This is a genomic window from Larsenimonas suaedae (assembly GCF_023712105.1).
Classification (GTDB): domain Bacteria; phylum Pseudomonadota; class Gammaproteobacteria; order Pseudomonadales; family Halomonadaceae; genus Larsenimonas; species Larsenimonas suaedae.
Window position 1 is genome coordinate 771,680 of record NZ_JAMLJI010000002.1, and the last position, 24,310, is coordinate 795,989.

The following is a 24,310-nucleotide window of genomic DNA, read 5'->3' on the forward strand; positions in this document are numbered from 1 at the left end:
CAGGTTTAAGAGGAAACAAGATGAACGGACGTATCGTACAAATCATCGGTGCGGTGATTGACGTCGAGTTTCCGAGGGACAATGTGCCCAAGGTCTACGACGCATTAGAAGTCTTGAACAGCGAAACAGTTCTCGAAGTCCAGCAGCAGCTGGGTGACGGCACGGTTCGCGCCATCGCGATGGGCTCCACCGAAGGCCTCAAGCGCGGTCTCGAAATCAAGAACACCGGTTCACCGATTTCAGTACCGGTTGGTACCAAGACGCTCGGCCGCATCATGAACGTTTTGGGTCAGCCGATCGACGAAGCCGGCGATATCGGCGAAGAAGAGCGCATGCCGATTCACCGCGCAGCGCCGAGTTATGCCGAGCAGTCGTCATCGAGCGAGCTGCTCGAGACCGGCATCAAGGTTATCGACCTGGTCTGCCCGTTCGCCAAGGGTGGTAAGGTCGGTCTGTTCGGTGGTGCCGGTGTTGGTAAAACGGTCAACATGATGGAGTTGATCCGTAACATCGCTATCGAGCACAGCGGTTACTCGGTCTTTGCAGGTGTCGGTGAGCGTACACGTGAGGGTAACGACTTCTATCACGAGATGTCGGAATCCAACGTTCTGGATAAGGTGTCACTGGTTTATGGCCAGATGAACGAGCCGCCCGGAAACCGCCTTCGTGTCGCTCTGACCGGTCTGACCGTTGCCGAGAAATTCCGTGACGAAGGCCGCGACGTTCTGTTGTTCGTCGATAACATCTACCGCTATACCCTGGCAGGTACCGAAGTATCGGCACTGCTTGGTCGTATGCCGTCGGCCGTAGGCTATCAGCCGACTCTGGCTGAAGAGATGGGCCAGCTTCAGGAACGTATCACCTCGACCAAGACGGGCTCGATCACGTCTGTCCAGGCCGTTTATGTTCCTGCGGATGACTTGACTGACCCATCGCCGGCGACCACGTTCGCGCACCTTGATGCGACTGTCGTACTTTCCCGTCAGATTGCTGAGCTTGGTATCTACCCGGCCGTTGATCCGCTGGATTCCACCTCGCGTCAGCTCGATCCACTGGTTGTGGGTGAGGAGCACTACGGTATCGCGCGTCAGGTCCAGGGTGTTCTGCAGCGCTATAAAGAGCTCAAGGACATCATCGCGATCTTGGGTATGGACGAGCTTTCCGATGAAGATAAGCAGGTCGTTGCGCGTGCGCGTAAGATCCAGCGCTTCTTGTCGCAGCCGTTCTTCGTTGCTGAAGTCTTTACCGGCGCACCTGGTAAGTACGTTTCGCTGAAAGAAACCATTCGTGGCTTCCAGGGCATCCTCAATGGCGATTATGACGATATGCCTGAGCAGGCGTTCTACATGGTCGGCACTATGGATGAAGCGATCGAGAAAGCCAAAAACATGAAGTAAGCCAGTGCCTGGCTAGAGGACATCAATATGGCTACGAAGATCCATTGCGATATCGTGAGTGCTGAAAAGAGTATCTTTTCTGGCGACGCCGAGCAGGTCATTGCCGCCGGCACGGAAGGCGATCTCGGTATCCGCCCGGGTCATGCGCCGTTGTTGACCGAGTTAGCGCCTGGCCCAGTACGTGTCATACGTGAAGACGGTCGCGAAGAAGTTTACTATGTCTCCGGCGGATTTCTTGAAATCCAGCCAGACGTGGTTTCTCTTCTGGCCGATACGGCGATGCGCGCTCGTGATATTGATGAAGCCGAAGCGGAACGCGCTCGTGAAGAAGCTCAGCGTGAGCTTAGCGAGCATGAATCTGCCGAGCAGCACTCTATCGCTTTGGCACAGTTTGCTGAAGCAAGTGCCAAACTGCGTGCGCTTCATCAACTGCGCAGACGAAGCTAACGCTCACGACTGCTCAGTTCGACTAAAAAAAGGCTTCCCGTTCGGGAAGCCTTTTTTCATGGAATCAATCCATTAATGCGGTTACTCGTCTTCGTCGCTTCCGCTCACAAAGGCACGCTTATCATCGGGCAGCAGCACGTGCTCTCCCACATGAAGATCGACGCCGTTATTGGTTGCATCAGTAGAGTTGACGCTAATGACTTCGGCGACCGATGTTGAATCCCCCTGGCGTTCGACGACTTTCAGTCGGACATTGGTGCTCTTATAGCGTGCAGTAACAATGCTTCCTTCTGAAGGCTTCTTTTTCAGAAAATAGAGATCGTCATAGTGCTCAGTGACACCTTCATGTTCCGGGGAATCCCACTCGATTGTTCTCATACTCATAGTGTGCGTCCTTGTCAGTGAAACTTGAATATCCTTGGCCGTTAAATAAGTTAATTGCTTATGGAACGGTTCATGCGTACTGCGATTTTGATTGTTTCATTATGGTGGATACTGCCGGTTTTTGCCTGGTCGTCCGAGAGAGTGGCGTGCTTTCCACCAGAGACGTTAAGCATCCTTCGTGAAAACGTCGAGAACTGGCGCAAGGCTTACCATGAACAGGGAAGACGCATTGTAAGTGACGACGTCTATGACAGTGCGCGCAACCAACTTGCGCAGTGTTCAAAAACGATTGGAGAGGTGGCATCGGTATCCGAGGCCCTAGTATCCGGCCAGCCCCCTATAGAAGAACGCGTTCGCCATCCGTATGTGCAGGCAGGGCTCAAGAAAGTTCGCGATGCCCGCGAGCTACAACGCTGGATAGCCGCGTCCGATCAAAAGCTCTATGTCCAGCCCAAGGTAGATGGTGTTGCGGTAACGCTGGTCTATAAGCAGGGCGTACTTGCCCATATCATCAGTCGAGGAGATGGCCAGCACGGCCAGGAGTGGCGCGATAAGCTGTCATCGGGTGCTGTCGTTCCCTTAGTGCTGCCTCGGCCCTTCGATTCAAGGGTAATCATTCAAGGAGAGCTTTATTCAAAGCGCCGTCAGCACATCCAAAAACTTGGTACAAAAGGCGCAAGGCGCGAGATTGTTGGGTGGATGAATCAATCCTCACTATCGCCTTCCCTCCAAAAGAACATTGGTTTTTTCGCATGGCGTCTGGTGTCGGATGCCTCACTTGAAGATCGTTTAGCCACGCTTCGCCAATGGGGATTCACTACCAGTTCCCGCTTTACCCATAATGTAGTTGATATCAAGGATGTGACTGAGCTTAGAGCTCACTGGTGGAATACCGGGCTTCCTTTCGCAACCGATGGGGTCGTTTTACATAAGTCATTTCTTTCGCCCTCCGTGGATCGTGCCCGTGCATGGAAATACCCGGCATTAAAAAGCCTTACGACGGTCGAGAGTGTCGAATTTACCGTCGGACGCACCGGCCGAATCACCCCCATAGTTACTATAAAGCCTACTCTTTTAGATGATCGGTCAATTGCTCGCGTAAGCCTTGGTTCCGTAAGACGATGGAAAGAAAGCGGCATAGGGCCCGGCGCGGTCATTACGATCCGTTTAGCGGGCAGTGTGATTCCTGTCCTGGATTCAGTGCTGTTTACGGGTAGTAAACCAACGACTGAAGCGCCCGATGAGCGCCGCTATCACGAGACCTCCTGTCTAATCTTGAGCGCTCAGTGCATGCAGCAATTCCTGGCGAGATTGGTGTGGTTGTCGTCAGTAAAAGGGCTTGATATGCGGGGTATTGGTGAAAAGACGTGGGTGTCACTGATCGAGCATGGACTAGTGACGCGGTTGGATGACTGGATGTATTTCGAGTACGACACATTGATAGAAGCGGGCATTTCTAAACGTCGTGCCTCGCGCTTAGTAACAATATTTAAGGAAAAGTCAGCGCCAAGCCGGTCAGAGTGGCTTAAGGCCCTAGGCATCAGCGGTTTATCCTCGGAAAAAAACTTCTCGAATGTTTCAGAAGGTAAGCGATTAGTGGGGTTGTCAGCGAACGAACTGTTACATTAAGCTTGATAGAGCACTATCGTAAATGAAAATATCGACCTTTTTCTGATGGATATTAGATATAAAGCGTTGAAATTTATAAATTTTATAAGGATGGCAAAGATTTTTTAGCTTTGTAAGTAAAAGTTAGTACTTTTATCATACTAATAGGTAATGTGTTTTTATGTATCGAGTGACTAAAGTAGTGCTGCATGTAGTCATGCTTTTGCCAATATAGATTCATAGAAAGATAACGGTAGGGTGTTAAAGAAACCCATTTTCAGCCGATTTTCTTGTCGATGAAGCTGGCTCAAGATCAAGAAGTTAACGGGTAATTCCAGGCAGGGCTGTGAAAACAGCGGCATTAGCGCATAGGAACGTGCGGCCTGCAGGACTACTTCGATCCGAAAGCGGTGGCTCCACTATTAATAGCCCTAAGACTAGGCTGAGGAGAAATAATTATGACACTGTTGATCGTTGGCGGCGCGCTCTATGCCCTTCTTATCCTGTTCATGGCTGGAGCAATGATGGTATCGGGCCGTACAAGTGAGCGTGAAGAACAGTTGGCGTATGCGGTAAGCCATCCGGCAGACCAGGCAGACGTACAGCCAGGTTTCTTGAATCACCGCGATGCTGCCTAGATAGGCTTATTGGCCCCTCTTCCAAGCAGTCATGCCAAAACGGGCGCTCTACTGGAGCGCCCGTTTTCTATGGTAGAAGAGTTTACCAACTTCTCAGCTTTTAGCCGCGGCCTTGAGCGCCTGAACGGCTGGAAGCTCCTTGCCTTCGACGTACTCTAGAAATGCACCGCCACCGGTTGAAATATAGGAAATATCGTTGGATACCCCGTATTTATCGATGGCAGCCAGCGTGTCTCCGCCGCCTGCAATGGAAAATGCGTTGCTTTCAGCCACCGCTTCAGACATTGCTTTGGTTCCGTGGCCGAATTGTTCGATTTCAAATACACCGACCGGACCGTTCCAAAGAATCGTGCCCGCTTCCTTGAGCGTTGCCGCAAAGCTTGCTGCCGTTTTGGGGCCTACATCCAGGATCATGTCGTCATCGTCGAGTTCGTTTAGAAGCTTGGTCGTGGCTTCGGCGCTTTCTGAAAACTCTTTTGCAACGACCACATCTTCCGGCAGCGGCACGCTGACCTTGTCCATCAGAGCCTTGGCTTGATCGATAAGATCGGCTTCATGCAGGGATTTACCGACGTTATAGCCTGCTGCAGCGATAAAGGTATTGGCAATGCCGCCGCCAACGATCAGCTGATCGCATTTTTCGGACAAGGCGACGAGCACATCCAGTTTGCTGGAGACCTTGGAACCGCCAACGATTGCAACCATGGGGCGGTTGGGATGAGACAGGGCCTTCTCGAGTGCGTCCAGTTCCTTTGCAAGCAGTGGGCCGGCACAGGCGGTTGGTGCGTGACGTGCCACGCCATGCGTAGATGCCTGGGCACGGTGGGCCGTACCAAAGGCATCCATCACGTAGATGTCGCACAAGGCCGCATAGGCTTTTGAAAGCGTCTCGTCGTCTTTCTTTTCGCCTGTGTTGAACCGCACGTTTTCCAGAAGAACGACTTCTCCTGCCTCGATATTCAGCGGCTCACCGTTCATGTAGTCCTTTTCAAGACGCACAGTCACACCCAGCAGTTCGCTGAGCCGGTTTGCCACCGGCGCCATTGAAAACTCGTCTTCCGGAGAGCCCTCTGTCGGGCGACCCAGATGGCTCATCAACATGACGCGCGCGTTTTGCTCAAGAGCAGCCTTGATGGTTGGAAGGCTTGCCTGAATACGAGCATCCGACGTCACTCGACCGTCCTTGACCGGAACGTTCAGGTCTTGGCGAATCAATACACGCTGTCCGTCCAGAGACAGATCACTCATCTTGCGAACATCCATTGCGGTGCACTCCTCTTTTATTGCGATGAATCAAACGGCTTGATTGAAGGGCAGTTGATCAACACAGGTCTACCCAGCGTTGTGCGACATCCAGCATACGGTTGGCATAGCCCCACTCGTTATCGAACCAGCAGACCAGTTTGACCAGGCGCTTGCCGGCCACGCGTGTCTGGGTGCCATCCACAATACTTGAGCGCGTGTCATGGTTGAAATCGATCGAGGCCACGGGTTCGTCGGTAAAGCCTAGACGGCCCTTCAAGTGGGTGCGAGCAGCGTGCTCGAGGCAGGCATTGATGGTGGCTGTATCGACATCGCTTTCAAGCGTGATGGCCATATCGATCATGGAGACGTTGATCGTCGGTACACGAATATGAAGGCACTCGAAACGGCCGGCAAGATGGGGCATGAGCCGGGCGATGCCAATATCAAGGCTTGTCGAGACCGGTACCATCGAACTCAAGGCCGAGCGGGTGCGGCGAAGGTCGTTGCCATTGGCGGCATCGATTACCGGCTGGTCATTCATGGCCGAGTGCATGGTGGTCGTTGCGCCATGGGCGACGCCAAACGTTCGATCGAGCTCGGTCAGAATTGGAATAAGAGCATTGGTAGTACACGAACCGGTCGAGACAATGCGGGCGTCAGGCATTAGCGTGTCATGGTTGACGCCATCGATAATTGTGGCGTCCACGTCATCGCGGGCCGGATTCGAAAAGAGCAGTTTTCCGGCGCCGGCGGCCAGGTGCTGTTCGCCGTACTCACGGGTGCTTGAATAGCCCGAACACTCAAAGACCAGATCGATGCTCTCGGACGCCCAGGGCAGCAGCGTCACGGACGGCTCCCTGAGAAGCCGAATCGGTGGGTGATCATCGATCATCAACGCGCCGTGCTCGAGTTCGACGCTCCCTGGAAACCGTCCGTGGGTTGAGTCGAAGCGGGTAAGGTAGGCAAGGGCGTCCGGAGCGGCCAGATCGTTGATCGCGACCACTTCGAAGCGGTCATCGAGCCTATTTTCAAACAGCGCCCGCAAGACACTGCGCCCGATGCGGCCGTACCCGTTTATGGCGATTCTATAGCGCATGTGTCTATCGTCATGATGGCGGTAAATACGCATGGTAACGCAGATGTCGGCAGGGGTATCGGCTCGAAATGTCGCGCTGGCGCTGTATCGTATTCTACTTTTGTATAAAGAGAGGGCGTTCACACGATCATTGGTCACTCCTGCATGATAGTGTGCCGCACGTAGTGTGTAAGGTAGCGCTCAACCGTGCGCGATGGACCGTCGGACAATAATCGAGAGAGTGGGCCCGAGTGCCCAATGAGCATGACCGTAAAGGCATGTTCCCTATCAAAAGCCAAGGAGTAGCATCAATGACCGATATTGCGAAGCTGCTGGGTGACGAAGCCGATCATTTGCTGAATCACACCTGTACCGGTTTCAAGAAAGAAGACCTCTATCTGCCTGGACACGATTACATCGATCGCGTCATGTCAGACAGCGATCGCAGCCCGCACGTATTGCGCAACATGCAGGCACTGTTCAATACAGGTCGCCTTGCCGGCACCGGTTACGTCAGCATGCTGCCGATCGATCAGGGCATTGAGCATTCCGCAGGCGCCTCTTTCGCACCCAACCCGATGTACTTCGATCCGAAAAACATCGTCGAGCTCGCCATCGAAGGCGGATGCAGCTGCGTTGCTTCCACTCTGGGTGTCCTGTCCAGCGTCTCGCGCCGCTACGCACACAAGATTCCGATGATGGTCAAGCTGAACCATAACGAAACGCTGACCTACCCGGCCATCTACGACCAGACGCTGTTTGCGCAGGTCGAACAGGCTCATCGCATGGGCTGTGTTGCGGTAGGTGCCACCATCTATTACGGATCGCCGGAAAGCCGTCGTCAGATCACCGAAATCAGCGAAGCCTTCGAGCGTGCGCATGAGCTTGGCATGGTCACCGTACTGTGGTCTTACCTGCGTAACCCGGCGTTCAAGAAAGACGGCACCGACTACCACGTGTCTTCCGATCTGAGCAGCCAAGCCGTACATTTGGCCGCGACCATCAAGGCCGACATCGTCAAGCAGAAGCTTCCTGAAAATAACGGTGGCTACACGGCAGTCGGCTTTGGTCACACCCACGACAAGGTTTATAGCGAGCTGACTTCGGATCACCCGATCGATCTGGCCCGCTACCAGGTTGCCAACGCCTATATGGGCCGTGCAGGGCTGATCAACTCAGGCGGCGGTTCCAAGGGCGCATCTGATCTTGGCGAAGCCGTACGTACTGCGGTCATCAACAAGCGCGCGGGCGGCATGGGTCTGATCTCCGGTCGTAAAGCGTTCCAGAAGCCGTTCAAGGAAGGGGTTCAGCTCCTGAATTCCATCCAGGACGTCTATCTGTCAAACGATGTAACGATCGCCTGATCGCTTCATCGTTCGGATACGAAGTGCATGACCAAAAAAAAGCCCGGCAGATGCCGGGCTTTTTCGTGTCCGAATTCGATGAGTTGATTAGCTCAACGCTTCGGCACGCTTGATGACATTGTCGACGGTAAAGCCGAAATGCTTGAACAGGTCTTCGGCCTTGCCGGATTCGCCATAGCTGGTCATGCCGATTACATCGCCGTCCAGGCCGACGTACTTGTACCAGGTCGAGGGAATTGCGGCTTCGATCGCCAAACGCTTGCGCACGTCGTTCGGTAGAACGGCGTTGCGATACTCGGCGTCCTGCTCATCGAACAGCGTGGTACAAGGCATGGAGACCACGCGTACCTTCCGGCCTTTTTCCTCAAGCGCTTGAGCGGCGTCCATTGCGATTTCGACTTCGGAGCCGGTGGCGATCAGAATCAGCTCCGGCGCGCCGCCGTCGGCATCCTTCAGGACGTAGCCGCCGCGGCGAATGTTGGCCAACTGCTCATCGTTACGGGCCTGTCCGGCCAGGTTCTGACGCGAGAAGATCAGTGCCGTCGGGCCTTTTTCACGCTTGAGGCCCTCGACCCAGGCTGCAGCCGTTTCGGTTGCATCGCATGGGCGCCAGGTGTGTAGACCCGGCAGGTTACGCAGATCCGCCAGCTGCTCGATCGGCTGGTGCGTCGGGCCGTCTTCGCCCAGACCGATGGAGTCGTGGGTGAAGACGTGAAGGATGCGCGTGTGCGACAGGGCGGACATGCGTACGGCGTTGTGCATGTACTCCATGAAGACCAGGAAGGTCGCGTCATAGGGCACGAAACCGCCATGGGTCGCGATGCCGTTGGCGATGGCGCCCATACCGAACTCACGTACACCGTAGTGCAGGTAGTTACCGTCGAAATCGCCCTTGCTGATTGCCTTGGCACCATCCCAAAGCGTCAGGTTGGAGGGGGCGAGATCGGCACTGCCACCGAAGAGTTCCGGCATGTTCGGGCCGACTTCGTTGAGAACGCCGAGTGATGCCTTGCGCGATGCGGTCTTTTCCTGTTTTTCCTGAGCCTGTTTGATGATCTTGTCACCATCGAAGTCAGGCGGCAGCTCACCGCTATAGCGACGCTTCAATTCCTGGGCCAGTTCCGGGTTGGCCTTCTCGTACTCAGCCATCTGGCGGTTGTACTCGTCTTCAAGCGACTGGCCCTGCTCGCGGGCATCCCACGCGCTGTAGATCTCGTCCGGGATCTCGAAGGCGTCGTATTCCCAGCCAAGCTGCTTGCGGGTTTCGACGATCTCATCGTCGCCGAGGGCGGCGCCGTGAGATTCTTCCTTGCCGGCCTTGTTGGGCGAGCCGAAGCCGATCACGGTCTTGCAGATGATCAGGGTCGGCTTGTCGGTAACGTCTTTTGCTTCTTCAATGGCTCGGTTGATCTGCTCATGGTCGTGGCCATCGATGGTGTCGATGACGTGCCAGCCGTAGGCGCGGAAGCGGCCGGCGGTGTCGTCGGTGAACCAGTCCTTGACCTCGCCATCAATGGAGATGCCGTTGTCATCGTAGAACACGACCAGATTACCAAGACCCAACGTGCCCGCGAGTGAGCAGGCTTCGTGGCTGATGCCTTCCATCAGGCAACCGTCGCCTGCGAACACCCAGGTGCGGTGATTGACGATGTCGAACCCGTCACGGTTGAACTGTGCAGCAAGCGTACGCTCGGCTACAGCCATGCCGACACCGTTGGCCAGACCTTGGCCCAGCGGCCCGGTCGTGGTCTCGATGCCCGGCGTGTAGCCGTGCTCAGGGTGACCTGGCGTTTTGGAGCCGAGCTGGCGGAAGTTTTTCAGCTCCTCCATCGGCAGGTCGTAGCCGCTCAGGTGCAGCAGTGCGTAATGCAGCATCGAGCCGTGGCCGTTGGATAGAATGAAACGATCACGATCTGCCCAGTCAGGGTTGGCCGGGTTGTGCTTCAAGTGATCGTTCCAGAGAACTTCGGCAATGTCCGCCATACCCATGGGCATGCCCGGATGGCCCGAGTTTGCCTTCTGTACGGCATCCATGGACAAGGCGCGAAGGGCATTGGCAAGTTGGCGACGAGATGACATGTCGTTAACGCTCCTGCTTGTGATTATCAGAAGAACCTGCCTGGTTCTCCCGTTCAAAGACTTTCGAACCCTCAGAATAGCGTTTCAGCCCCGTATGAGATAGGCCGGTGTGATTTGATCGCCTCGATCACAAATCCAGGGCGTATTCAATACTAAACGCCTGCGTTTGAAACAGAAGGTTAGGGTGATCGTAGAGCCTTGATCTTGCTCGAGGTATGGCCGAGTTATCGAGGTGTGTGTCGCGCGCTAGGCACGTTATCGGTCAGCGTGTACACTTTTTGGTTCATCTTTCACAAAGTCGCGCGCGGCAACACGATTTGCTAGCGGTCTTTTCTTCCTGGACGTGAGGATCAAGGACGTTTCATGAGCGAATACTCACTGTTTACTTCCGAATCGGTGTCTGAAGGGCATCCTGACAAGATAGCCGATCAGATTTCCGACGCCGTATTAGACGCGCTGATCGCGCGCGACAAGCAGGCCCGCGTGGCGTGCGAGACACTGGTCAAGACCGGTGTTGCGATCGTTGCCGGTGAGATCACTACTTCGGCTTGGGTCGATCTTGAGGATCTGGTGCGTCGTGTTATCAACGACATCGGCTACACCTCCTCCGCGGTTGGCTTTGACGGTGCGACTTGCGGCGTCTTGAACCTGATCGGCAAGCAGAGTGTGGACATTGCCCAGGGGGTCGATCGTTCCAAGCCCGAAGATCAGGGCGCAGGCGATCAGGGCCTGATGTTTGGCTACGCCACCAATGAAACGCCGTCCTATATGCCGGCACCGATCCACTACTCGCATCGTCTGGTCGAGCGTCAGGCCGAGCTTCGAAAGAACGGCACGCTTTCGTGGCTGCGTCCGGACGCCAAGAGCCAGGTGACCTTCCGCTACGGCGCCGATGGCAAGCCTGTAGCGGTTGATGCGGTAGTCCTGTCCACTCAGCACGACGACGGCATTTCTCAGGAAGAGCTCCGCCAGGCGGTGGAAGAGCTTATTATCCGCAAGGTGCTGCCGAGCGAGTGGATCACTGATTCCACCAAGTTTCACATCAACCCGACCGGCAAGTTCGTGATCGGTGGCCCGGTGGGTGACTGCGGTCTGACCGGTCGCAAGATCATTGTCGATACCTACGGCGGCATGGCGCGTCACGGCGGCGGAGCGTTCTCCGGCAAGGATCCGTCAAAGGTCGACCGCAGCGCGGCCTATGCTGGCCGATATGTGGCCAAGAACGTTGTCGCCTCGGGCCTGGCCGACAAATGCGAGATTCAGGTCTCCTACGCCATCGGTGTGGCCGAGCCCACCTCTGTCTCGATCAACACGTTCGGCACCGGCAAGATCGGCGACGACCGGATCATCGAGCTGGTGCGCGAGCACTTTGACCTGCGTCCGTTTGCGATCACGCGCATGCTCGATCTGCTGCACCCGATGTATCAGCTGACGGCGTCCTACGGTCACTTTGGCCGTGATCCGTTCGAGCACAGCTACAGCTGGACCGACGTCAATGGCCAGGCCCAGACCGAAACCTTCACGGCCTTCCCGTGGGAAAAGATCGACAAGGCGGACGATCTCAAGGCGGCCGCCGGCCTCTGACCAATCGCTGTACGCCGTTTCCAAGACCCGACTTCGTTCGGGTCTTTTCATGTCGGTTTCCTGTTCATGAGCGCCTGGCGCTCGATGACGTCGAGTGAGGATTACGCGTGTCGTTCAAGACGTTCGCTCAACGCAAGGGCGTAACGCCTGGGCTCAAGCTCTACGGTGTCACGTGCTTGAGCCATATGGCGCTGGGGCTTTTTGCCTCGCTGATCATCGGGTTGATTTTAAAGACGCTGGGTAACGGGCTTGGCGTCGAGGCGTTGGTGACGCTTGGTACCACCGCCATGGGTCTGATGGGGGCTGCCATCGGTGTGGCGGTGGCCTATGCGCTCGGCGCGCCGCCGCTGGTGCTTTACAGCGCGCTGGTCACCGGAAGCCTCGGCGCCGCACTCGGCGGGCCGGCAGGCGCATTGCTCGCGACATTGGTCGCGGTCGAAGGAGGCAAGCTGGTTGCCAAGGAAACGCCACTGGACATCGTGGTGACGCCGCTGGTGACGCTTGTGCTTGGGTATCTGGTTTCGGTGTTGGTGGCGCCGCCCATCGCCTCGGCGCTGACCGGGCTTGGGCAGACAATCAGTTGGGCCACCGAGCTTCGCCCGATTCTGATGGGCGCAATCGTTGCAACCGTCATGGGCCTTGCGCTGACGGCGCCGATCTCGAGCGCGGCGATCGCGATCATGCTTGATCTGAACGGGTTGGCGGCCGGTGCGGCCACGGTCGGCTGCGCCGCACAGATGATCGGCTTCGCGGCAGCCGGGTATCGGGATAACGGCGTTGGGCCCGCGCTTGCGCTCGGGCTGGGCACATCGATGCTGATGATCGGCAACATCGCCCGCAAGCCGCTGATTCTCGTGCCGCCGACGCTTGCAGGGGCGCTGCTCGGGCCGCTGGCAACGACCGTATTTTCGCTCAGCAGCAACGCCGCCGGTGCGGGCATGGGCACCAGTGGGCTGGTCGGGCCAATCATGGTGGTTCAGACGATGGGCGTTTCAAGCGCATCGCTTTTAGGCATCGCGGTGCTGTGTGTGCTTGGCCCGGCACTCATCGCCTTCGCAAGCTATCTTTTCATGTGCCGTCAGGGCTGGATTCACCCTGGCGATTTTCGTTTATCGATCGAGTAAAAGGTCATGTTGAACATCGCCGCGCTTTTCATTTCCATCACGGCGCTCTTTCTCTGGTTTAACTACAAGGTATTGCGGCTGCCGCCCACCATCGGCGTGATGGTGATCGGGCTTGCGTTATCGCTGGTGCTGGTCAATCTCAATCACTTCGGGATGACCGTCATTACCGATCACGCCGAGTTCTGGCTCAATCAGATCAACTTCAATGCCCTGTTGATGGACGGCATGCTGTCGTTTCTGCTGTTTGCAGGAGCCCTGCACGTTGATCTCGACAAGCTCAAGCGCTACCGCTATTCGATCGGGCTATTGGCGACCTTTGGCGTTCTTATCTCGACGATGGCGATCGGCACGGCGGCCTGGTGGCTGTTTGCCCAGTTCGGGGTCGATGTGCCTTATCTCTACTGCCTGACCTTCGGTGCCCTGATTTCGCCAACCGACCCCATTGCGGTGCTGGGCATCATGCGAAATGCCGGTGCGCCGGACGACATGGAAATCAAGATCGTCGGGGAGTCGCTGTTCAATGACGGTGTTGCGGTGGTGGTGTTTACCGCGCTTCTGGGCGCGGCGAGCGCGTCGTCAAGCCATGCACTCACGCCATCGGGCGTTGGTCTGCTGTTTCTTGAAGAGGCCGGCGGCGGCATCGCACTTGGCCTGGCGCTTGGCGGGCTGGTCTATTCCCTGATGAAAAGCATCGATCAGCATCAGGTCGAGGTGATGCTGAGCCTGGCGCTGGTGATTGGCGGCTACGCTCTGGCCTCGAGCCTTCATGTGTCCGGCCCCATTGCGATGGTGGTGGCCGGGCTGATCATCGGCAACATGGCTCGTACCGGGGCGATGTCCGATAACACCCGCCGCTACGTCGATGGCTTCTGGGAATTGATCGATGAAATTCTGAACGCGGTCCTGTTCGTGTTGATCGGGCTCGAGCTTTTGCTGATTCCGCTGACGCTCGATTACCTCTGGATCGCTGCGCCCTTGATTGCTCTGATCCTGTGCGTGCGCTTTTTGACCATCGGGCTTCCGACCACGCTGTTGCGCAAGACGTTCGATTTTCGAGCGGGCACGACGCGCGTGCTGACCTGGGGTGGGCTTCGCGGCGGCATTTCGGTGGCGCTGGCGCTTGGCTTGCCTGAAAGCCCATACCGGGAGACGCTTGTGGTCATCACCTACATCATCGTGCTGTTCTCGATTCTGGTGCAGGGCCTGACGATCGGAACGCTGGTCAGGGCGGTACTGCCTCACAAGTAGCGGTGCGGCCTTTCCAATGTGATCTATCCACAGCCGGTGTCATGGAAAAATCATCCACAGCGGGATACTGCGTATTGCTTATCGTCTAAACTCCGCCGCCTCATGGCCGAAGAAACAGGGATAGGCGAAGTAGAGATAGAAAAGAAGGACCAGGCGTGTAAACAGGTGCCGAGCCCGACGGTTCGGCATTCGAGTCATCTTCGTTATACTGACGTCTTGTCGACCTTTTGACGGATTCAGGCGGTCGACAGGTTGATTACGTGCCGCTCGAGGGGCGCTGCAGCGGGTGACCGCGAGGCTCGAGGGGCGCTCATGAAGAGGCAACGGCGCCCATTCGCTAAGAATGGAGAAAGGTATGTGCGCAATGGCGTATGACACGACCAAAGACGGTGATTTCAAGGTCGCGGATCTGTCGCTGGCCGACTGGGGCCGTCGCGAAATTCGCATCGCGGAAACCGAAATGCCCGCGCTGATGAAAATTCGCGAGAAATACCGCGCCGAGCAGCCGCTTGCGGGCGCCCGGATCGCGGGCTGCATTCACATGACCATCCAGACGGCGGTGTTGATCGAGACACTGATCGAGCTGGGTGCGAGCGTGCGCTGGTCTTCCTGCAATATCTTTTCAACCCAGGATCAGGCGGCAGCGGCCATCGCGGCGGCAGGCATCCCGGTCTTTGCCTGGAAAGGCGAAACCGAGGACGAGTTCTGGTGGTGCATCGAGCAGACCGTGGAAGGCCCCGATGGCTGGAAGCCCAACATGGTGCTGGACGACGGTGGCGATCTGACCGAACTGCTGCACGACAAGTACCCGCAGCTGCTTGACGCCATTCACGGCATCAGTGAAGAAACCACCACCGGTGTTCACCGCCTGATCGAGATGATGAAGAAAGGCACGCTGAAAGTGCCGGCCATCAACGTCAACGACTCGGTGACCAAGTCCAAGAATGACAACAAGTACGGCTGCCGCCACTCGCTGAACGATGCGATCAAGCGCGCGCTCGACCATCTGCTCTCCGGCAAGCAGGCGCTGGTGATCGGCTACGGCGACGTGGGCAAGGGCTCTGCGGCCTCGCTTCGTCAGGAAGGCATGATCGTGAAGGTCTCCGAGATCGATCCGATCTGTGCGATGCAGGCGTGCATGGACGGCTATGAAGTTGTCTCGCCCTACATCGATGGCGCCAACACCGAACGTGACGACGCGGTCGATACGACCCTGCTCGGCAAGATCGATCTGGTGGTCACCACGACCGGCAACGTAAATGTGTGCGACGCCGGCATGCTGAAGGCGCTCAAGAAAGGCGCGGTCGTCTGCAACATCGGTCACTTCGATAACGAAATCGACACCGCCTACATGCGCAAGCACTGGGGCTGGGAAGAAGTGAAGCCGCAGGTACACAAGATTTACCGCGACGGCTCGCAGGACAACTTCGACCCGACCAGCGACGACTACCTGCTGCTGCTCTCCGAAGGGCGCCTGGTCAACCTGGGCAACGCGACCGGTCACCCGTCTCGCGTGATGGACGGCTCCTTCGCCGACCAGGTGCTAGCGCAGATTCACTTGTACGAGCGCAAGTTCGCCGACCTCGAGGAAAGCGAGCGCAGCGCGCGGTTGACGGTCGAAGTGCTGCCCAAGCAGCTCGATGAGGAAGTCGCGCGTTACATGGTCGAAGGCTTTGGCGGTGTTCTGACCAAGATGACGGCCAAGCAGTCCGAGTACCTGGGCGTGCCGCAGGAAGGGCCGTTCAAGCCGGACGAATACCGCTATTGATCGGCGCTGTTCAACGATCTGAGTTAAACGGATCCTGAACGCGAAATGCCGCCCCATGGGGCGGCATTTTTTTTGAATGGCGGCGGTTACGCACGCCCGTGCTAAAGGCTCAAAGGCCGTGACGCGTCTTATAGCTCTGGGCGTAGCGGTCCACCGCGATCATGGCGCCAACGATCATCGAGGGTGTGGGTTCGAATGAAAGATTATGGCTGGTCTCGCCGTCTTTCAGTGCGGCGGTCGCGACCGCGTTCAAGGCCTCGGTGTCGTTGCTGTCCAACGACAGCGCCTCGAGCGTGACCGGCAAGCCGAGTTCGATGTAGAGCGCGAGGTAACGTTCGAACTCTTCATCCGAGGTGCCCTGAAGCATCAGCTGAGACAGCGTACCGTAGGCGACCTTTTCACCGTGGGTCAGGTGATGGATATCACCGGAAAGCGCAGTAAACCCGTTGTGAATCGCGTGCGCACAGGCAAGTCCGCCGCTTTCGAATCCGAGCCCGCTGAGCAGCGTATTGGCTTCGACCACAGCCTCGAGGGCAGGCGTTACGATGCCGGCCTGATTGGCCTGGAAGGCCTGGCGGGCGTAAGTAAACAGGGTTTTTTCGCAGGTTTCGCCGATGGCGGCGCCGAGTAGAGTGCTCTGTCCGCCTGCCATGGTGATCGAATTGGCGGCAATCGATGAGCGCGCCTCGATCCAGGTTGCCATGGCGTCGGCGATGCCAGAGGCCAGAAAACGCGCTGGTGCCTTTGCGATGATCTCGGTGTCGACCAGGACGAGGTCGGGGTTCTTGTCGTAAAAGCGGTAGCGGTCGAACCGGCCCTGATCGTCATAGATGACCGACAGCGCGCTGGTGGGCGCATCGGTCGAGGCTGTGGTTGGAAAGATCGCGCAGGCGCTGCCGATATCATCTGCGATGGCTTTTGCAGTATCGAGGGTCTTGCCGCCCCCGAGCCCGACAATGACGTCGGCGTCAAAGCGCTCGGCAAGCGCGGAGAGTCGCTCGATTTCGCCCGCCGAGGCTTCCCCGTTGAACTGTTCATGGTGGACATGGATGCCGGCCTGATCCAAATGGCCCAGCAGGGCGTTGCCCGTCATGTTCCAGACAAATTCATCGGCGACGATGAGGTGGCGCTGACCGATTTTCTTGAGGTGCTCGGCGCTGTCGAGGAGAATACCCGGGCCTTGTACATACCGTGATGGGCTGATGAAGACGCGGGGTGTCGGCTTGCTCGGTGCCATGGGGCCTCCTAGGTTTAAACGTCAGATGTATCGGGACGCTGCCTTTTCGAGGATAGGGGCTCAAAAGGGGCGTAACCACAACGAGGCCGTGGAAAATTGCCGCAGCTATAGCGAGCGGAAGGCGCCGAGAACCGAAGGGTTCAGCGGGTGTCTTTCGTGTTGAAGTCGAAATAAAGGATAAGCCTTGATGACGTTGGATACCGAAAGCGTCGAAACCCTGTTCATCTCCGATCTTCATATGGGGACGCCCGACTGCCAGGCCAGTCGATTGATCAGCGTGCTCGAGCGCATTAACCCGAGCCGGATCTATCTGGTCGGTGACATCTTCGATCTGATCGCCATGCGCCGCCGCGCGGTGTTGACGCCTGCGCAGCAGCAGCTGATTTCACTGTTGATCGAGCGTGCCCGCACCGATTGCGACATGATCTACATTCCCGGCAATCACGACGCTGCCTTTCGGCGCTTGTGCGGGTCGGAAATCTTCAACATTCGCATCGAGCAGGAATGCTTTTTCACGATGAAGGATGGTCGGAAGATGCTGATCGCTCATGGCGATGAGTTCGACGAGCAGATGCATGAGGCGGTGGCGCCCTGGCTTCACCAGCTCGGGAGTCGCATGCTTAACGGCCTTCGGGTGATCAATCGCTGGATCACGCAGACACGGGAGCGCTTCAACCTGCCGTACTGGTCACTGTCGGCCGCACTCAAGCGCCATTCCGAACGCACCAAGCGCTACATCAACGTATTCGAAACCGCCGCGATCGAGCGGGCGCGAACCGAGCGGACGCAAGGCTATATGGGTGGACACATCCACTTGCCGAGTCTCAGGGAGTACAACGGGTATCTGTATGCGAACTGTGGCGATTGGGTCGAGCACTGCACGGCGCTGGTGGAAATGAAGGACGGACAGTTCCACATGGTCGACTACGAGCTGACGGTACTGGCGACTGCGCCGTTCTACGAAGGCAACAACGCAGGTTCGGCAACGCCGTCCAGGGCGCACGCCGTGTATGAATCAAATTGAAGTTGTTTCCAAGAAACATTCATTCGTTTCCTGATGGGGAGTCGGGCACAATTCTCTCATCGATAAGCCCTTTTATATCCGGTACCTACCGGCGCTAGACGAGAATAGATCATGAGCACCGAGTCCTCCCTGAGCATCAGTTTCGAATTCTTTCCGCCCCGCACGGAAGTCGGGGAGGAAAAGCTGCGCCTCGTACGTGACCGCTTGGCTGAGCGTTCGCCGCATTTCTTCTCGGTGACCTTCGGTGCGGGCGGCTCCACCCGTGAAAAAACGTTCGGAACCGTTCAGAACGTGCGCGAGTCCGGTGTCGATACCGCGCCTCATTTGTCGTGCATTTCAAGTGAGCGCTCGGATCTTTCCGATCTCCTGAAACGTTATCAGGACGTTGGCATCGAGCGGTTGGTCGCGCTTCGCGGCGACATGCCGTCCGGCTCCATGGGCGTCGGTGATTTTCGCTACGCCTCCGATTTGATCCAGTTCATTCGTGAGGAGACCGGCGATCACTTCAAGCTTTCGGTCGCGGCGTACCCCGAGTGCCACCCTCAGTCCGACACCATCGAAAAGGACGTCAGCCGTTTCGTTGACAAGGTCAAGGCTGGGGCCGACATGGCCATCACTCAGTATTTCTTCAACGCCGACGCCTATTTCCACTTCGTCGACCGAGTGCGCGCCAAGGGCTGCGACGTGCCGATCATTCCGGGCATCATGCCGATCACCAACTACTCGAAACTGGCCCGGTTCTCGGAGCTGTGCGGGGCTGAAATTCCCCGCTTTGCCCGCCGCCAGCTCGAGGCGTACGGCGATGATACCCAGAGCCTTCAGGCCTTTGGGCAGGAGTTCGTGACGAAGCTGAGCCAGCAGTTGATCGATGGCGGTGCGCCGGGCATCCACTTCTACACGCTCAATCAGGCCGAGCCGAGCCTTGCCATTCTGGATGGGCTGTCTTTGCCGCGTTGATTCGCATCACCGCGGGCTCTGAGCTAGCGTTGTAGGGTGCATTAAAACGCGAGGCAAGGAGACTGACATGTTGAAGCGAACTCTAGTGGCTGCGGCATTGTCCGTAGTGGCCATGCCTATGGCCATGGCCGACGTCGATGTCACGTTGAACAAGGTCAATGAGTCTGGTACCGGGGAAAGCGTGGGCAGTGTCACGCTCAAGGACACCCAGTACGGCCTGTTGATGACCCCGGACATCCACGGTTTGACGCCCGGCAGCATGCATGGCTTTCATCTGCATCAGACCCCGAGCTGTCAACCGAGCACCAAGGACGGAGAGGTAACGCCGGCTGGTGCAGCCGGTGGTCACTTCGACCCGGCAGATACGGGCACTCACGCGGGGCCGTACGTCGAGGACAGCCACCTGGGCGATCTGCCTGTCTTGATGGCAGGGGATGAAGGCAATGCGACCACACCGGTTCTGGCGCCGCGCCTGAAGGAGAGTGATCTGGCAGGTCATGCCCTGGTGATCCACGAAGGCGGTGACACCTACAGCGAACCGCCGAAGCTCGGTGGCGGTGGCGCGCGCTGGGCATGCGGCGTCATCGACTCCGACTGAGCCGATCAAGCTCGCCAAACGCAAAACGGCCTATCCATCGATAGGCCGTTTTTTTGTGTCTGAACCGGCCGGATGCCGTCGATATAAGCGTCGAGATCAGCGGAAAGCGATCACGATTTCGACGACGGCGTGATGATCTTGACGGTCTGTATGTCGTTATTCTGTTCGGTATCGCGCGGGCGGTTGACCCGTGTCTCGATCTCGTCGTTGCCGGGCTGCTCTTCGATCGGGAGCTGTTCGAAAAAGTCACAGCTGACGCACTCGCGATAACGAACGCCCTGACTCTCCCAGGCGCGCACCCGATCCATCTCGGCGCAGCGTGGGCAGATTGCCCCGGCAATAAAACGTTTTGGCGTGGACATTCACGGCCTCCTTAAACGAAGGGGCCGGAAGACCGGCCCCGATGTACAGCAAAAAGCGTCAGTATCAGGCAACGTCGTCGGTAACGATGCCGGAGTGGCGAAGCAGGGGGTCGATGCTGGGTGCGCGACCACGGAAGGCTTCGAACAGCGTCGCTGCATCGCGGGCGCCACCCATTTCGAGCACGTTTTCCCGGAAGCTCTGGCCAGTCTCACGGTCGAACGTGCCGGCCTCCTCGAACGCCGAAAACGCATCGGCCGACAGCACTTCTGCCCATTTGTAGCTGTAATACCCGGCTGCGTAGCCGCCGGCGAAGATATGGCTGAAACCGTGCTGGAAACGGTTCTTGTCGGCGCGCGGAGTCACGCTGACCTGATCGCGAACCTGGTTCAAGAGTGCTTGAATGGCGTCTGCCGAGGGCGCGCTCTGCTCATGGTGGAGGCGCAGGTCAAACAGCGAGAATTCGATCTGGCGCATCATCTGCATGGCGGACTGGAAATTGCGCGCAGCCTTTAGCTTCTCGAACAGGTCATCGGGCAGCGGCTCGCCGGTATCGACGTGCGAGGCAATCATATCGAGCCCCTCACGCTCCCAGCAGAAGTTCTCCATGAACTGGCTCGGCAGTTCCACCGCGTCCCAGGCGACACCGTTGATGCCGGAAACATCAGCAACGTCCTGCTTGGTCAGCATGTGATGCAGGCCATGGCCGAACTCGTGGAACAGCGTCAGCACTTCGTCGTGGGTCAAAAGCGCCGGCTTGTCGCCTACAGGGCGAGTGAAGTTGCAGGTCAGGTACGCCACCGGCAACTGCAGGCTGCCATCGCTTCGTGTTCTGCGTACGCGACACTCATCCATCCAGGCGCCGCCGCGTTTGCCTTCACGAGCATAAAGATCGAGGTAGAAGCCTGCGATGATGTCACCCTGATCGAGAATATCGAAATAGCGAACGTCGTCATGCCACTTGGGTACGTCAGTGCGTTCTTCGAACGTTAGGCCGTACAGGCGTTCGGTGACCTTGAACAGGCCATCGACGGCCTTGGGTGCCGGAAAGTAGGGGCGAAGCTCTTCCTGAGAGATGGCGTAGCGCTGCTGGCGGAGCTTTTCGCTTACGTAGCCGATGTCCCACGCGTTCAGGTGCTCGATATCAAGCTCATCGAGGGCAAACTGGCGAAGCGTTGCCATGTCTTCCTGCGCCTGGGGGAGTGCGCGGTCGGCCAGATCGATAAGGAAGTCCAGCACCTGCTGCGGGCTATCGGCCATCTTGGTGTAGAGCGAGTAATCGGCGTAGGTCTCGAAGCCGAGCATGCCCGCGAGTTCCTGACGCAGGGTGACGATCTCGCTCATGATGTGTGAGTTGTCGAACTCGCCGGCGTTCGGGCCCTGGTCGGAGGCGCGAGTGGTAAAGGCCGTATAGACCGTTTCACGCAGGGCGCGGTCGTCGGCGTAGGTGATAACCGGGTAAAAGCTCGGAAAATCGAGCGTAATGCGATACCCGTCCTTGCCCTTGGCTTCGGCATTGGCTTTAAGCGTATCGAGTCCGCTTTGGGGAATGCCCGCCAGCCGCGTGTCATCCTCAAGTTCGAGCGACCACGCTTGTGTTGCATCAAGTACGTGGTTCGAAAAGGTGTTCGAAAGCTCTGAAAGCCGTGCCTTGATCTCGCCAAAGCGCGTTTTTTGCTCGTCGGGCAGTGCCACGCCCGCCAGACGAAAATCGCGCAGGGTATGTTCGATGGACGTCTGCTGCGCGGTCGTCAGCGTGTCGAAGTCGCTTCCATCCTTCAGCGCCTGATAGGCCTTGAACAGCCCTTCATGCTGACCGAGCCAGGTGCCGTACGCCGAAAGCTTGGCCAAACAGGCCTGATAGGCCTCGCGAAGCTCTGGAGTGTTCATGGTGGCGTTGAGGTGTGATACCGGTGACCAGGCCTGTGAAAGGCGGTCATTCAGGGTTTCCAGCGGTTTGGCAAGCGCGTCCCAGCTGTAGGTGTTCTGGGCAACCAGTCGCTCGATCTCGGCCTTGTTGTCATCGATCAATTGATCGATGGCGGGCTCGATGTGTTCCGGGCGAATGGCCTGAAACGGCGGCAGTGTGTGGGAATCGAGCAATGGATTGTCGGACATGAAAGACCTCGCAGCCTGCGAAAAGATATACTCACAACAATGAGGGTGCGGCGAGCGACTTTCAATCGCACCACTCATGACGAATCTTCAAGGCCAGAGAATTATTAAGGAAACGACCTATGAGTGAAGTGGCCGAGCGCTGGGGATCACGGCGGGCGTTTATCATGGCGATGACAGGCGCGGCCGTTGGTCTTGGAAACATTTGGCGTTTTCCCTACATGACCGGTGAGAACGGCGGCGCGGCCTTTTTGATGCTGTACGTGATGTTCGTGCTGATACTGGGGCTTCCGGTCATGATGGCGGAAATCGCGGTCGGCCGCGCCGGGCGCCGCACCCCGATGCAGGCGTTGTCGCATCTGGCGGTCAATAATCAGCGCTCGCCCCATTGGCGCTGGATCGGGCTTATGGGCGCCGTGACCGTCTTTTTCATCCTCTCGTTCTATTCGGTGGTGTCGGGGTGGTCGCTCGAGTATCTGTTCGATTCAGTGACCGGGCGTTTCGCCGGGCAGAGCGGCGCCGTGATCGGCCAGTCGTTCGAGGGCTTTCTGGCGGATCCCTTTCGGGTCATCTTCAACCACACCGTCTTCATGCTCATGACCATGACCGTGGTGGCGGCGGGTATCGGCGGCGGGCTTGAAAAGCTCAATAACGTCTTGATGCCGCTTTTGTACATTGTTCTGTTCGTGCTGGTCGGCTACGGCGCGACGGCGTCCGGGTTTCAGGACGCGCTTGCCTGGCTGTTCACGCCCAATCTCAGCGTGATCACGACCTCGGTCGTGCTCAACGCCATGGGCCATGCGTTTTTCACCCTGGCGATCGGTGCGTGTGCGCTGATGGCCTATGGGGCCTACATGCCGGAACATCAGAGTCTGCCCAAGGCGGTGCTGACGGTGGCCGTGCTGGATATTCTGGTGGCGCTATTATCCGGTATCGCCATCTTTTCGGTGGTGTTTTCGCAAGGAATGGATCCGGCGTCAGGCCCGGGGCTCATGTTCGTCACGCTCCCGATCGCCTTTGCCGATCTTCCCGGCGGAAGTCTCTGGCTCGGGGCCTTCTTCCTGCTTCTGGCCATGGCGACCTGGACGTCCTCGATCAATCTGGCCGAGCCGATGGTTGCCATGGTGAAGTCCGATCGCATGAGCCGGAGCCAGGCCGCGATGCTGGTCGGTGGCGGCGTATGGCTTGTAGGCTTGCCCTCGGCGCTTTCGTTTTCCACGCTGAAATCCTGGTACCTCTGGGGCGATGGCAACTTCTTCGATGTCGTGACCACGGTGCCGACCGACATCTTCCTGCCCCTGGGCGGGGCGTTGATTGCGGTCTTTGCCGTCTGGGTCATGGACAGGGACGAGGTGTTCAAGGCGCTGGGTGGCTCTAACGCCCTGTGCCAGACGTGGCTTTGGTTGACGCGATGGGTGTCGATTCCACTGGTGGTGGTGGTGCTCATGGCGCCACTGATCAAGAGCTGGCTGACCTGAGGCGCTTCTGCGCCGCAGTGATCGAAACGAATCAGGAGAAGAGGCAATGGGCGTTCGTGCGTTCGAAGGACACTCGCCGCAGTGCGGTGAGCGCGTATTCATCGATGAGGCCAGTACGGTGATTGGTAATGTTGAGCTTGGCGATGACTGCTCGGTCTGGCCGACGGCGGTGATTCGGGGCGACATGCATCGCATTCAAATCGGTGCACGCACCAGCATTCAGGATGGCTGTGTGCTCCACATCACTCACGCAAGCGACTTCAATCCGGAAGGTTACCCGTTGACGATCGGTTCAGACGTCACGGTCGGGCATCGGGCGGTGCTGCATGGCTGCACGGTGGGCGACAAGGTGCTGGTCGGCATGGGGGCTATCGTGCTGGATGGCGCCGTGGTCGAAAGTGAAGTGTTGATCGCGGCGGGGGCCATGGTGCCGTCGGGCAAGCGGCTTGAGCGGGGGTATGTCTACGCGGGCAATCCGGCCAAGGCGCTTCGTCCCTTGAGGGAGGAGGAGTACCGCTTTTTCGAGTACTCGGCCAACAACTACGTCGCGCTCAAGGATCGATTTTTGGCGTCGTGATCG

21 protein-coding genes and 1 riboswitch are annotated in these 24,310 nt (G+C 57.6%); of the genes, 14 read left to right on the forward strand and 7 right to left on the reverse strand.

Annotated elements, in window-relative coordinates:
• Window positions 1–20: 20 nt before the first annotated feature.
• Both atpD and NAT49_RS09420 read left to right on the forward strand, forming a co-directional pair.
• Window positions 21–1,397, forward strand: coding sequence for a F0F1 ATP synthase subunit beta (gene atpD, locus NAT49_RS09415; protein WP_251593499.1), 1,377 nt, complete (start codon window positions 21–23; stop codon window positions 1,395–1,397).
• 27 nt (window positions 1,398–1,424) lie between these two features.
• Window positions 1,425–1,844, forward strand: coding sequence for a F0F1 ATP synthase subunit epsilon (locus NAT49_RS09420; RefSeq protein ID WP_251593501.1), 420 nt, complete (start codon window positions 1,425–1,427; stop codon window positions 1,842–1,844).
• Window positions 1,845–1,925: 81 nt separating this feature from the next.
• On the opposite strand, the gene NAT49_RS09425 is transcribed toward NAT49_RS09420, so the two are convergent.
• Window positions 1,926–2,228, reverse strand: a complete 303-nt coding sequence (locus NAT49_RS09425) for a hypothetical protein (protein WP_251593502.1) — start codon at window positions 2,226–2,228, stop codon at window positions 1,926–1,928.
• A 72-nt stretch (window positions 2,229–2,300) separates the two neighbouring features.
• Here NAT49_RS09425 and NAT49_RS09430 point away from each other — a divergent pair, with 72 nt between their 5' ends.
• Both NAT49_RS09430 and NAT49_RS09435 read left to right on the forward strand, forming a co-directional pair.
• Window positions 2,301–3,857, forward strand: a complete 1,557-nt coding sequence (locus tag NAT49_RS09430) for a DNA ligase (protein ID WP_251593503.1) — start codon at window positions 2,301–2,303, stop codon at window positions 3,855–3,857.
• A gap of 437 nt (window positions 3,858–4,294) precedes the next feature.
• A complete protein-coding gene (locus NAT49_RS09435; RefSeq protein ID WP_251593504.1) occupies window positions 4,295–4,474 on the forward strand; it encodes a hypothetical protein in 180 nt (59 codons plus the stop codon).
• Window positions 4,475–4,567: 93 nt separating this feature from the next.
• Here the strand turns inward: NAT49_RS09435 and NAT49_RS09440 are convergent, their stop codons facing one another.
• Window positions 4,568–5,737, reverse strand: coding sequence for a phosphoglycerate kinase (locus NAT49_RS09440; protein ID WP_251593505.1), 1,170 nt, complete (start codon window positions 5,735–5,737; stop codon window positions 4,568–4,570).
• 58 nt (window positions 5,738–5,795) lie between these two features.
• Window positions 5,796–6,815 (reverse strand): type I glyceraldehyde-3-phosphate dehydrogenase, encoded by a 1,020-nt coding sequence (locus NAT49_RS09445; protein ID WP_251593506.1) that lies wholly within the window; start codon window positions 6,813–6,815, stop codon window positions 5,796–5,798.
• 290 nt (window positions 6,816–7,105) lie between these two features.
• Here NAT49_RS09445 and NAT49_RS09450 point away from each other — a divergent pair, with 290 nt between their 5' ends.
• The gene (locus tag NAT49_RS09450) at window positions 7,106–8,158 is read left to right on the forward strand and encodes a class I fructose-bisphosphate aldolase (protein WP_251593507.1); all 1,053 of its coding nucleotides are present in this window, start codon (window positions 7,106–7,108) and stop codon (window positions 8,156–8,158) included.
• An 87-nt stretch (window positions 8,159–8,245) separates the two neighbouring features.
• Here NAT49_RS09450 and tkt read toward each other — a convergent pair whose 3' ends face one another.
• Complete coding sequence (gene tkt / locus NAT49_RS09455) at window positions 8,246–10,237, reverse strand: transketolase (protein WP_251593508.1); 1,992 nt, start codon at window positions 10,235–10,237, stop codon at window positions 8,246–8,248.
• Between the two features lie 363 nt (window positions 10,238–10,600).
• Here tkt and metK point away from each other — a divergent pair, with 363 nt between their 5' ends.
• From metK to ahcY, 4 genes are all read left to right on the forward strand, one after another.
• Window positions 10,601–11,821, forward strand: coding sequence for a methionine adenosyltransferase (metK, locus tag NAT49_RS09460; RefSeq protein WP_251593509.1), 1,221 nt, complete (start codon window positions 10,601–10,603; stop codon window positions 11,819–11,821).
• Window positions 11,822–11,928: 107 nt separating this feature from the next.
• Window positions 11,929–12,945: a PTS sugar transporter subunit IIC gene (locus tag NAT49_RS09465; protein ID WP_251593510.1), complete on the forward strand. Its 1,017-nt coding sequence runs from the start codon at window positions 11,929–11,931 to the stop codon at window positions 12,943–12,945.
• A 6-nt stretch (window positions 12,946–12,951) separates the two neighbouring features.
• Window positions 12,952–14,193 (forward strand): cation:proton antiporter, encoded by a 1,242-nt coding sequence (locus tag NAT49_RS09470; protein ID WP_251593512.1) that lies wholly within the window; start codon window positions 12,952–12,954, stop codon window positions 14,191–14,193.
• A 263-nt stretch (window positions 14,194–14,456) separates the two neighbouring features.
• Window positions 14,457–14,532, forward strand: a riboswitch (S-adenosyl-L-homocysteine riboswitch).
• Window positions 14,533–14,548: 16 nt separating this feature from the next.
• Window positions 14,549–15,961 (forward strand): adenosylhomocysteinase, encoded by a 1,413-nt coding sequence (ahcY, locus tag NAT49_RS09475; protein ID WP_432806149.1) that lies wholly within the window; start codon window positions 14,549–14,551, stop codon window positions 15,959–15,961.
• A gap of 109 nt (window positions 15,962–16,070) precedes the next feature.
• Here the strand turns inward: ahcY and NAT49_RS09480 are convergent, their stop codons facing one another.
• Window positions 16,071–17,198, reverse strand: a complete 1,128-nt coding sequence (locus tag NAT49_RS09480) for a glycerol dehydrogenase (protein WP_251593516.1) — start codon at window positions 17,196–17,198, stop codon at window positions 16,071–16,073.
• 187 nt (window positions 17,199–17,385) lie between these two features.
• Between NAT49_RS09480 and NAT49_RS09485 the strand changes: the two genes are divergently transcribed.
• From NAT49_RS09485 to sodC, 3 genes are all read left to right on the forward strand, one after another.
• Window positions 17,386–18,222, forward strand: coding sequence for a UDP-2,3-diacylglucosamine diphosphatase (locus tag NAT49_RS09485; protein ID WP_251593517.1), 837 nt, complete (start codon window positions 17,386–17,388; stop codon window positions 18,220–18,222).
• A 111-nt stretch (window positions 18,223–18,333) separates the two neighbouring features.
• Window positions 18,334–19,179, forward strand: a complete 846-nt coding sequence (gene metF / locus NAT49_RS09490; protein ID WP_251593518.1) for a methylenetetrahydrofolate reductase [NAD(P)H] — start codon at window positions 18,334–18,336, stop codon at window positions 19,177–19,179.
• A gap of 67 nt (window positions 19,180–19,246) precedes the next feature.
• A complete protein-coding gene (gene sodC, locus NAT49_RS09495) occupies window positions 19,247–19,777 on the forward strand; it encodes a superoxide dismutase [Cu-Zn] SodC (protein WP_251593519.1) in 531 nt (176 codons plus the stop codon).
• A gap of 110 nt (window positions 19,778–19,887) precedes the next feature.
• Here the strand turns inward: sodC and NAT49_RS09500 are convergent, their stop codons facing one another.
• Both NAT49_RS09500 and prlC read right to left on the reverse strand, forming a co-directional pair.
• Complete coding sequence (locus NAT49_RS09500) at window positions 19,888–20,139, reverse strand: YheV family putative zinc ribbon protein (protein WP_251593520.1); 252 nt, start codon at window positions 20,137–20,139, stop codon at window positions 19,888–19,890.
• A gap of 64 nt (window positions 20,140–20,203) precedes the next feature.
• Window positions 20,204–22,255, reverse strand: coding sequence for an oligopeptidase A (gene prlC / locus NAT49_RS09505; RefSeq protein WP_251593521.1), 2,052 nt, complete (start codon window positions 22,253–22,255; stop codon window positions 20,204–20,206).
• A gap of 119 nt (window positions 22,256–22,374) precedes the next feature.
• Between prlC and NAT49_RS09510 the strand changes: the two genes are divergently transcribed.
• On the forward strand, window positions 22,375–23,730 hold the full coding sequence (locus NAT49_RS09510) for a sodium-dependent transporter (protein ID WP_251593522.1): 1,356 nt from the start codon (window positions 22,375–22,377) through the stop codon (window positions 23,728–23,730).
• A 46-nt stretch (window positions 23,731–23,776) separates the two neighbouring features.
• Window positions 23,777–24,307, forward strand: a complete 531-nt coding sequence (locus NAT49_RS09515) for a gamma carbonic anhydrase family protein (protein ID WP_251593523.1) — start codon at window positions 23,777–23,779, stop codon at window positions 24,305–24,307.
• Window positions 24,308–24,310: the final 3 nt, after the last annotated feature.

Coding starts and splice junctions, on each gene's coding strand:
- NAT49_RS09510 (WP_251593522.1), top strand. CDS start 22,375: ATGAGTGAAGTGGCCGAGCGCTGGGGATCACGGCGGGCGTTTATCATG.
- NAT49_RS09425 (WP_251593502.1), bottom strand. CDS start 2,228: ATGAGTATGAGAACAATCGAGTGGGATTCCCCGGAACATGAAGGTGTC.
- tkt (WP_251593508.1), bottom strand. CDS start 10,237: ATGTCATCTCGTCGCCAACTTGCCAATGCCCTTCGCGCCTTGTCCATG.
- NAT49_RS09445 (WP_251593506.1), bottom strand. CDS start 6,815: ATGCGCTATAGAATCGCCATAAACGGGTACGGCCGCATCGGGCGCAGT.
- NAT49_RS09430 (WP_251593503.1), top strand. CDS start 2,301: ATGCGTACTGCGATTTTGATTGTTTCATTATGGTGGATACTGCCGGTT.
- metF (WP_251593518.1), top strand. CDS start 18,334: ATGAGCACCGAGTCCTCCCTGAGCATCAGTTTCGAATTCTTTCCGCCC.
- sodC (WP_251593519.1), top strand. CDS start 19,247: ATGTTGAAGCGAACTCTAGTGGCTGCGGCATTGTCCGTAGTGGCCATG.
- NAT49_RS09420 (WP_251593501.1), top strand. CDS start 1,425: ATGGCTACGAAGATCCATTGCGATATCGTGAGTGCTGAAAAGAGTATC.
- NAT49_RS09440 (WP_251593505.1), bottom strand. CDS start 5,737: ATGGATGTTCGCAAGATGAGTGATCTGTCTCTGGACGGACAGCGTGTA.
- NAT49_RS09480 (WP_251593516.1), bottom strand. CDS start 17,198: ATGGCACCGAGCAAGCCGACACCCCGCGTCTTCATCAGCCCATCACGG.
- NAT49_RS09470 (WP_251593512.1), top strand. CDS start 12,952: ATGTTGAACATCGCCGCGCTTTTCATTTCCATCACGGCGCTCTTTCTC.
- metK (WP_251593509.1), top strand. CDS start 10,601: ATGAGCGAATACTCACTGTTTACTTCCGAATCGGTGTCTGAAGGGCAT.
- prlC (WP_251593521.1), bottom strand. CDS start 22,255: ATGTCCGACAATCCATTGCTCGATTCCCACACACTGCCGCCGTTTCAG.
- ahcY (WP_432806149.1), top strand. CDS start 14,549: ATGTGCGCAATGGCGTATGACACGACCAAAGACGGTGATTTCAAGGTC.
- atpD (WP_251593499.1), top strand. CDS start 21: ATGAACGGACGTATCGTACAAATCATCGGTGCGGTGATTGACGTCGAG.
- NAT49_RS09500 (WP_251593520.1), bottom strand. CDS start 20,139: ATGTCCACGCCAAAACGTTTTATTGCCGGGGCAATCTGCCCACGCTGC.
- NAT49_RS09485 (WP_251593517.1), top strand. CDS start 17,386: ATGACGTTGGATACCGAAAGCGTCGAAACCCTGTTCATCTCCGATCTT.
- NAT49_RS09450 (WP_251593507.1), top strand. CDS start 7,106: ATGACCGATATTGCGAAGCTGCTGGGTGACGAAGCCGATCATTTGCTG.
- NAT49_RS09515 (WP_251593523.1), top strand. CDS start 23,777: ATGGGCGTTCGTGCGTTCGAAGGACACTCGCCGCAGTGCGGTGAGCGC.
- NAT49_RS09435 (WP_251593504.1), top strand. CDS start 4,295: ATGACACTGTTGATCGTTGGCGGCGCGCTCTATGCCCTTCTTATCCTG.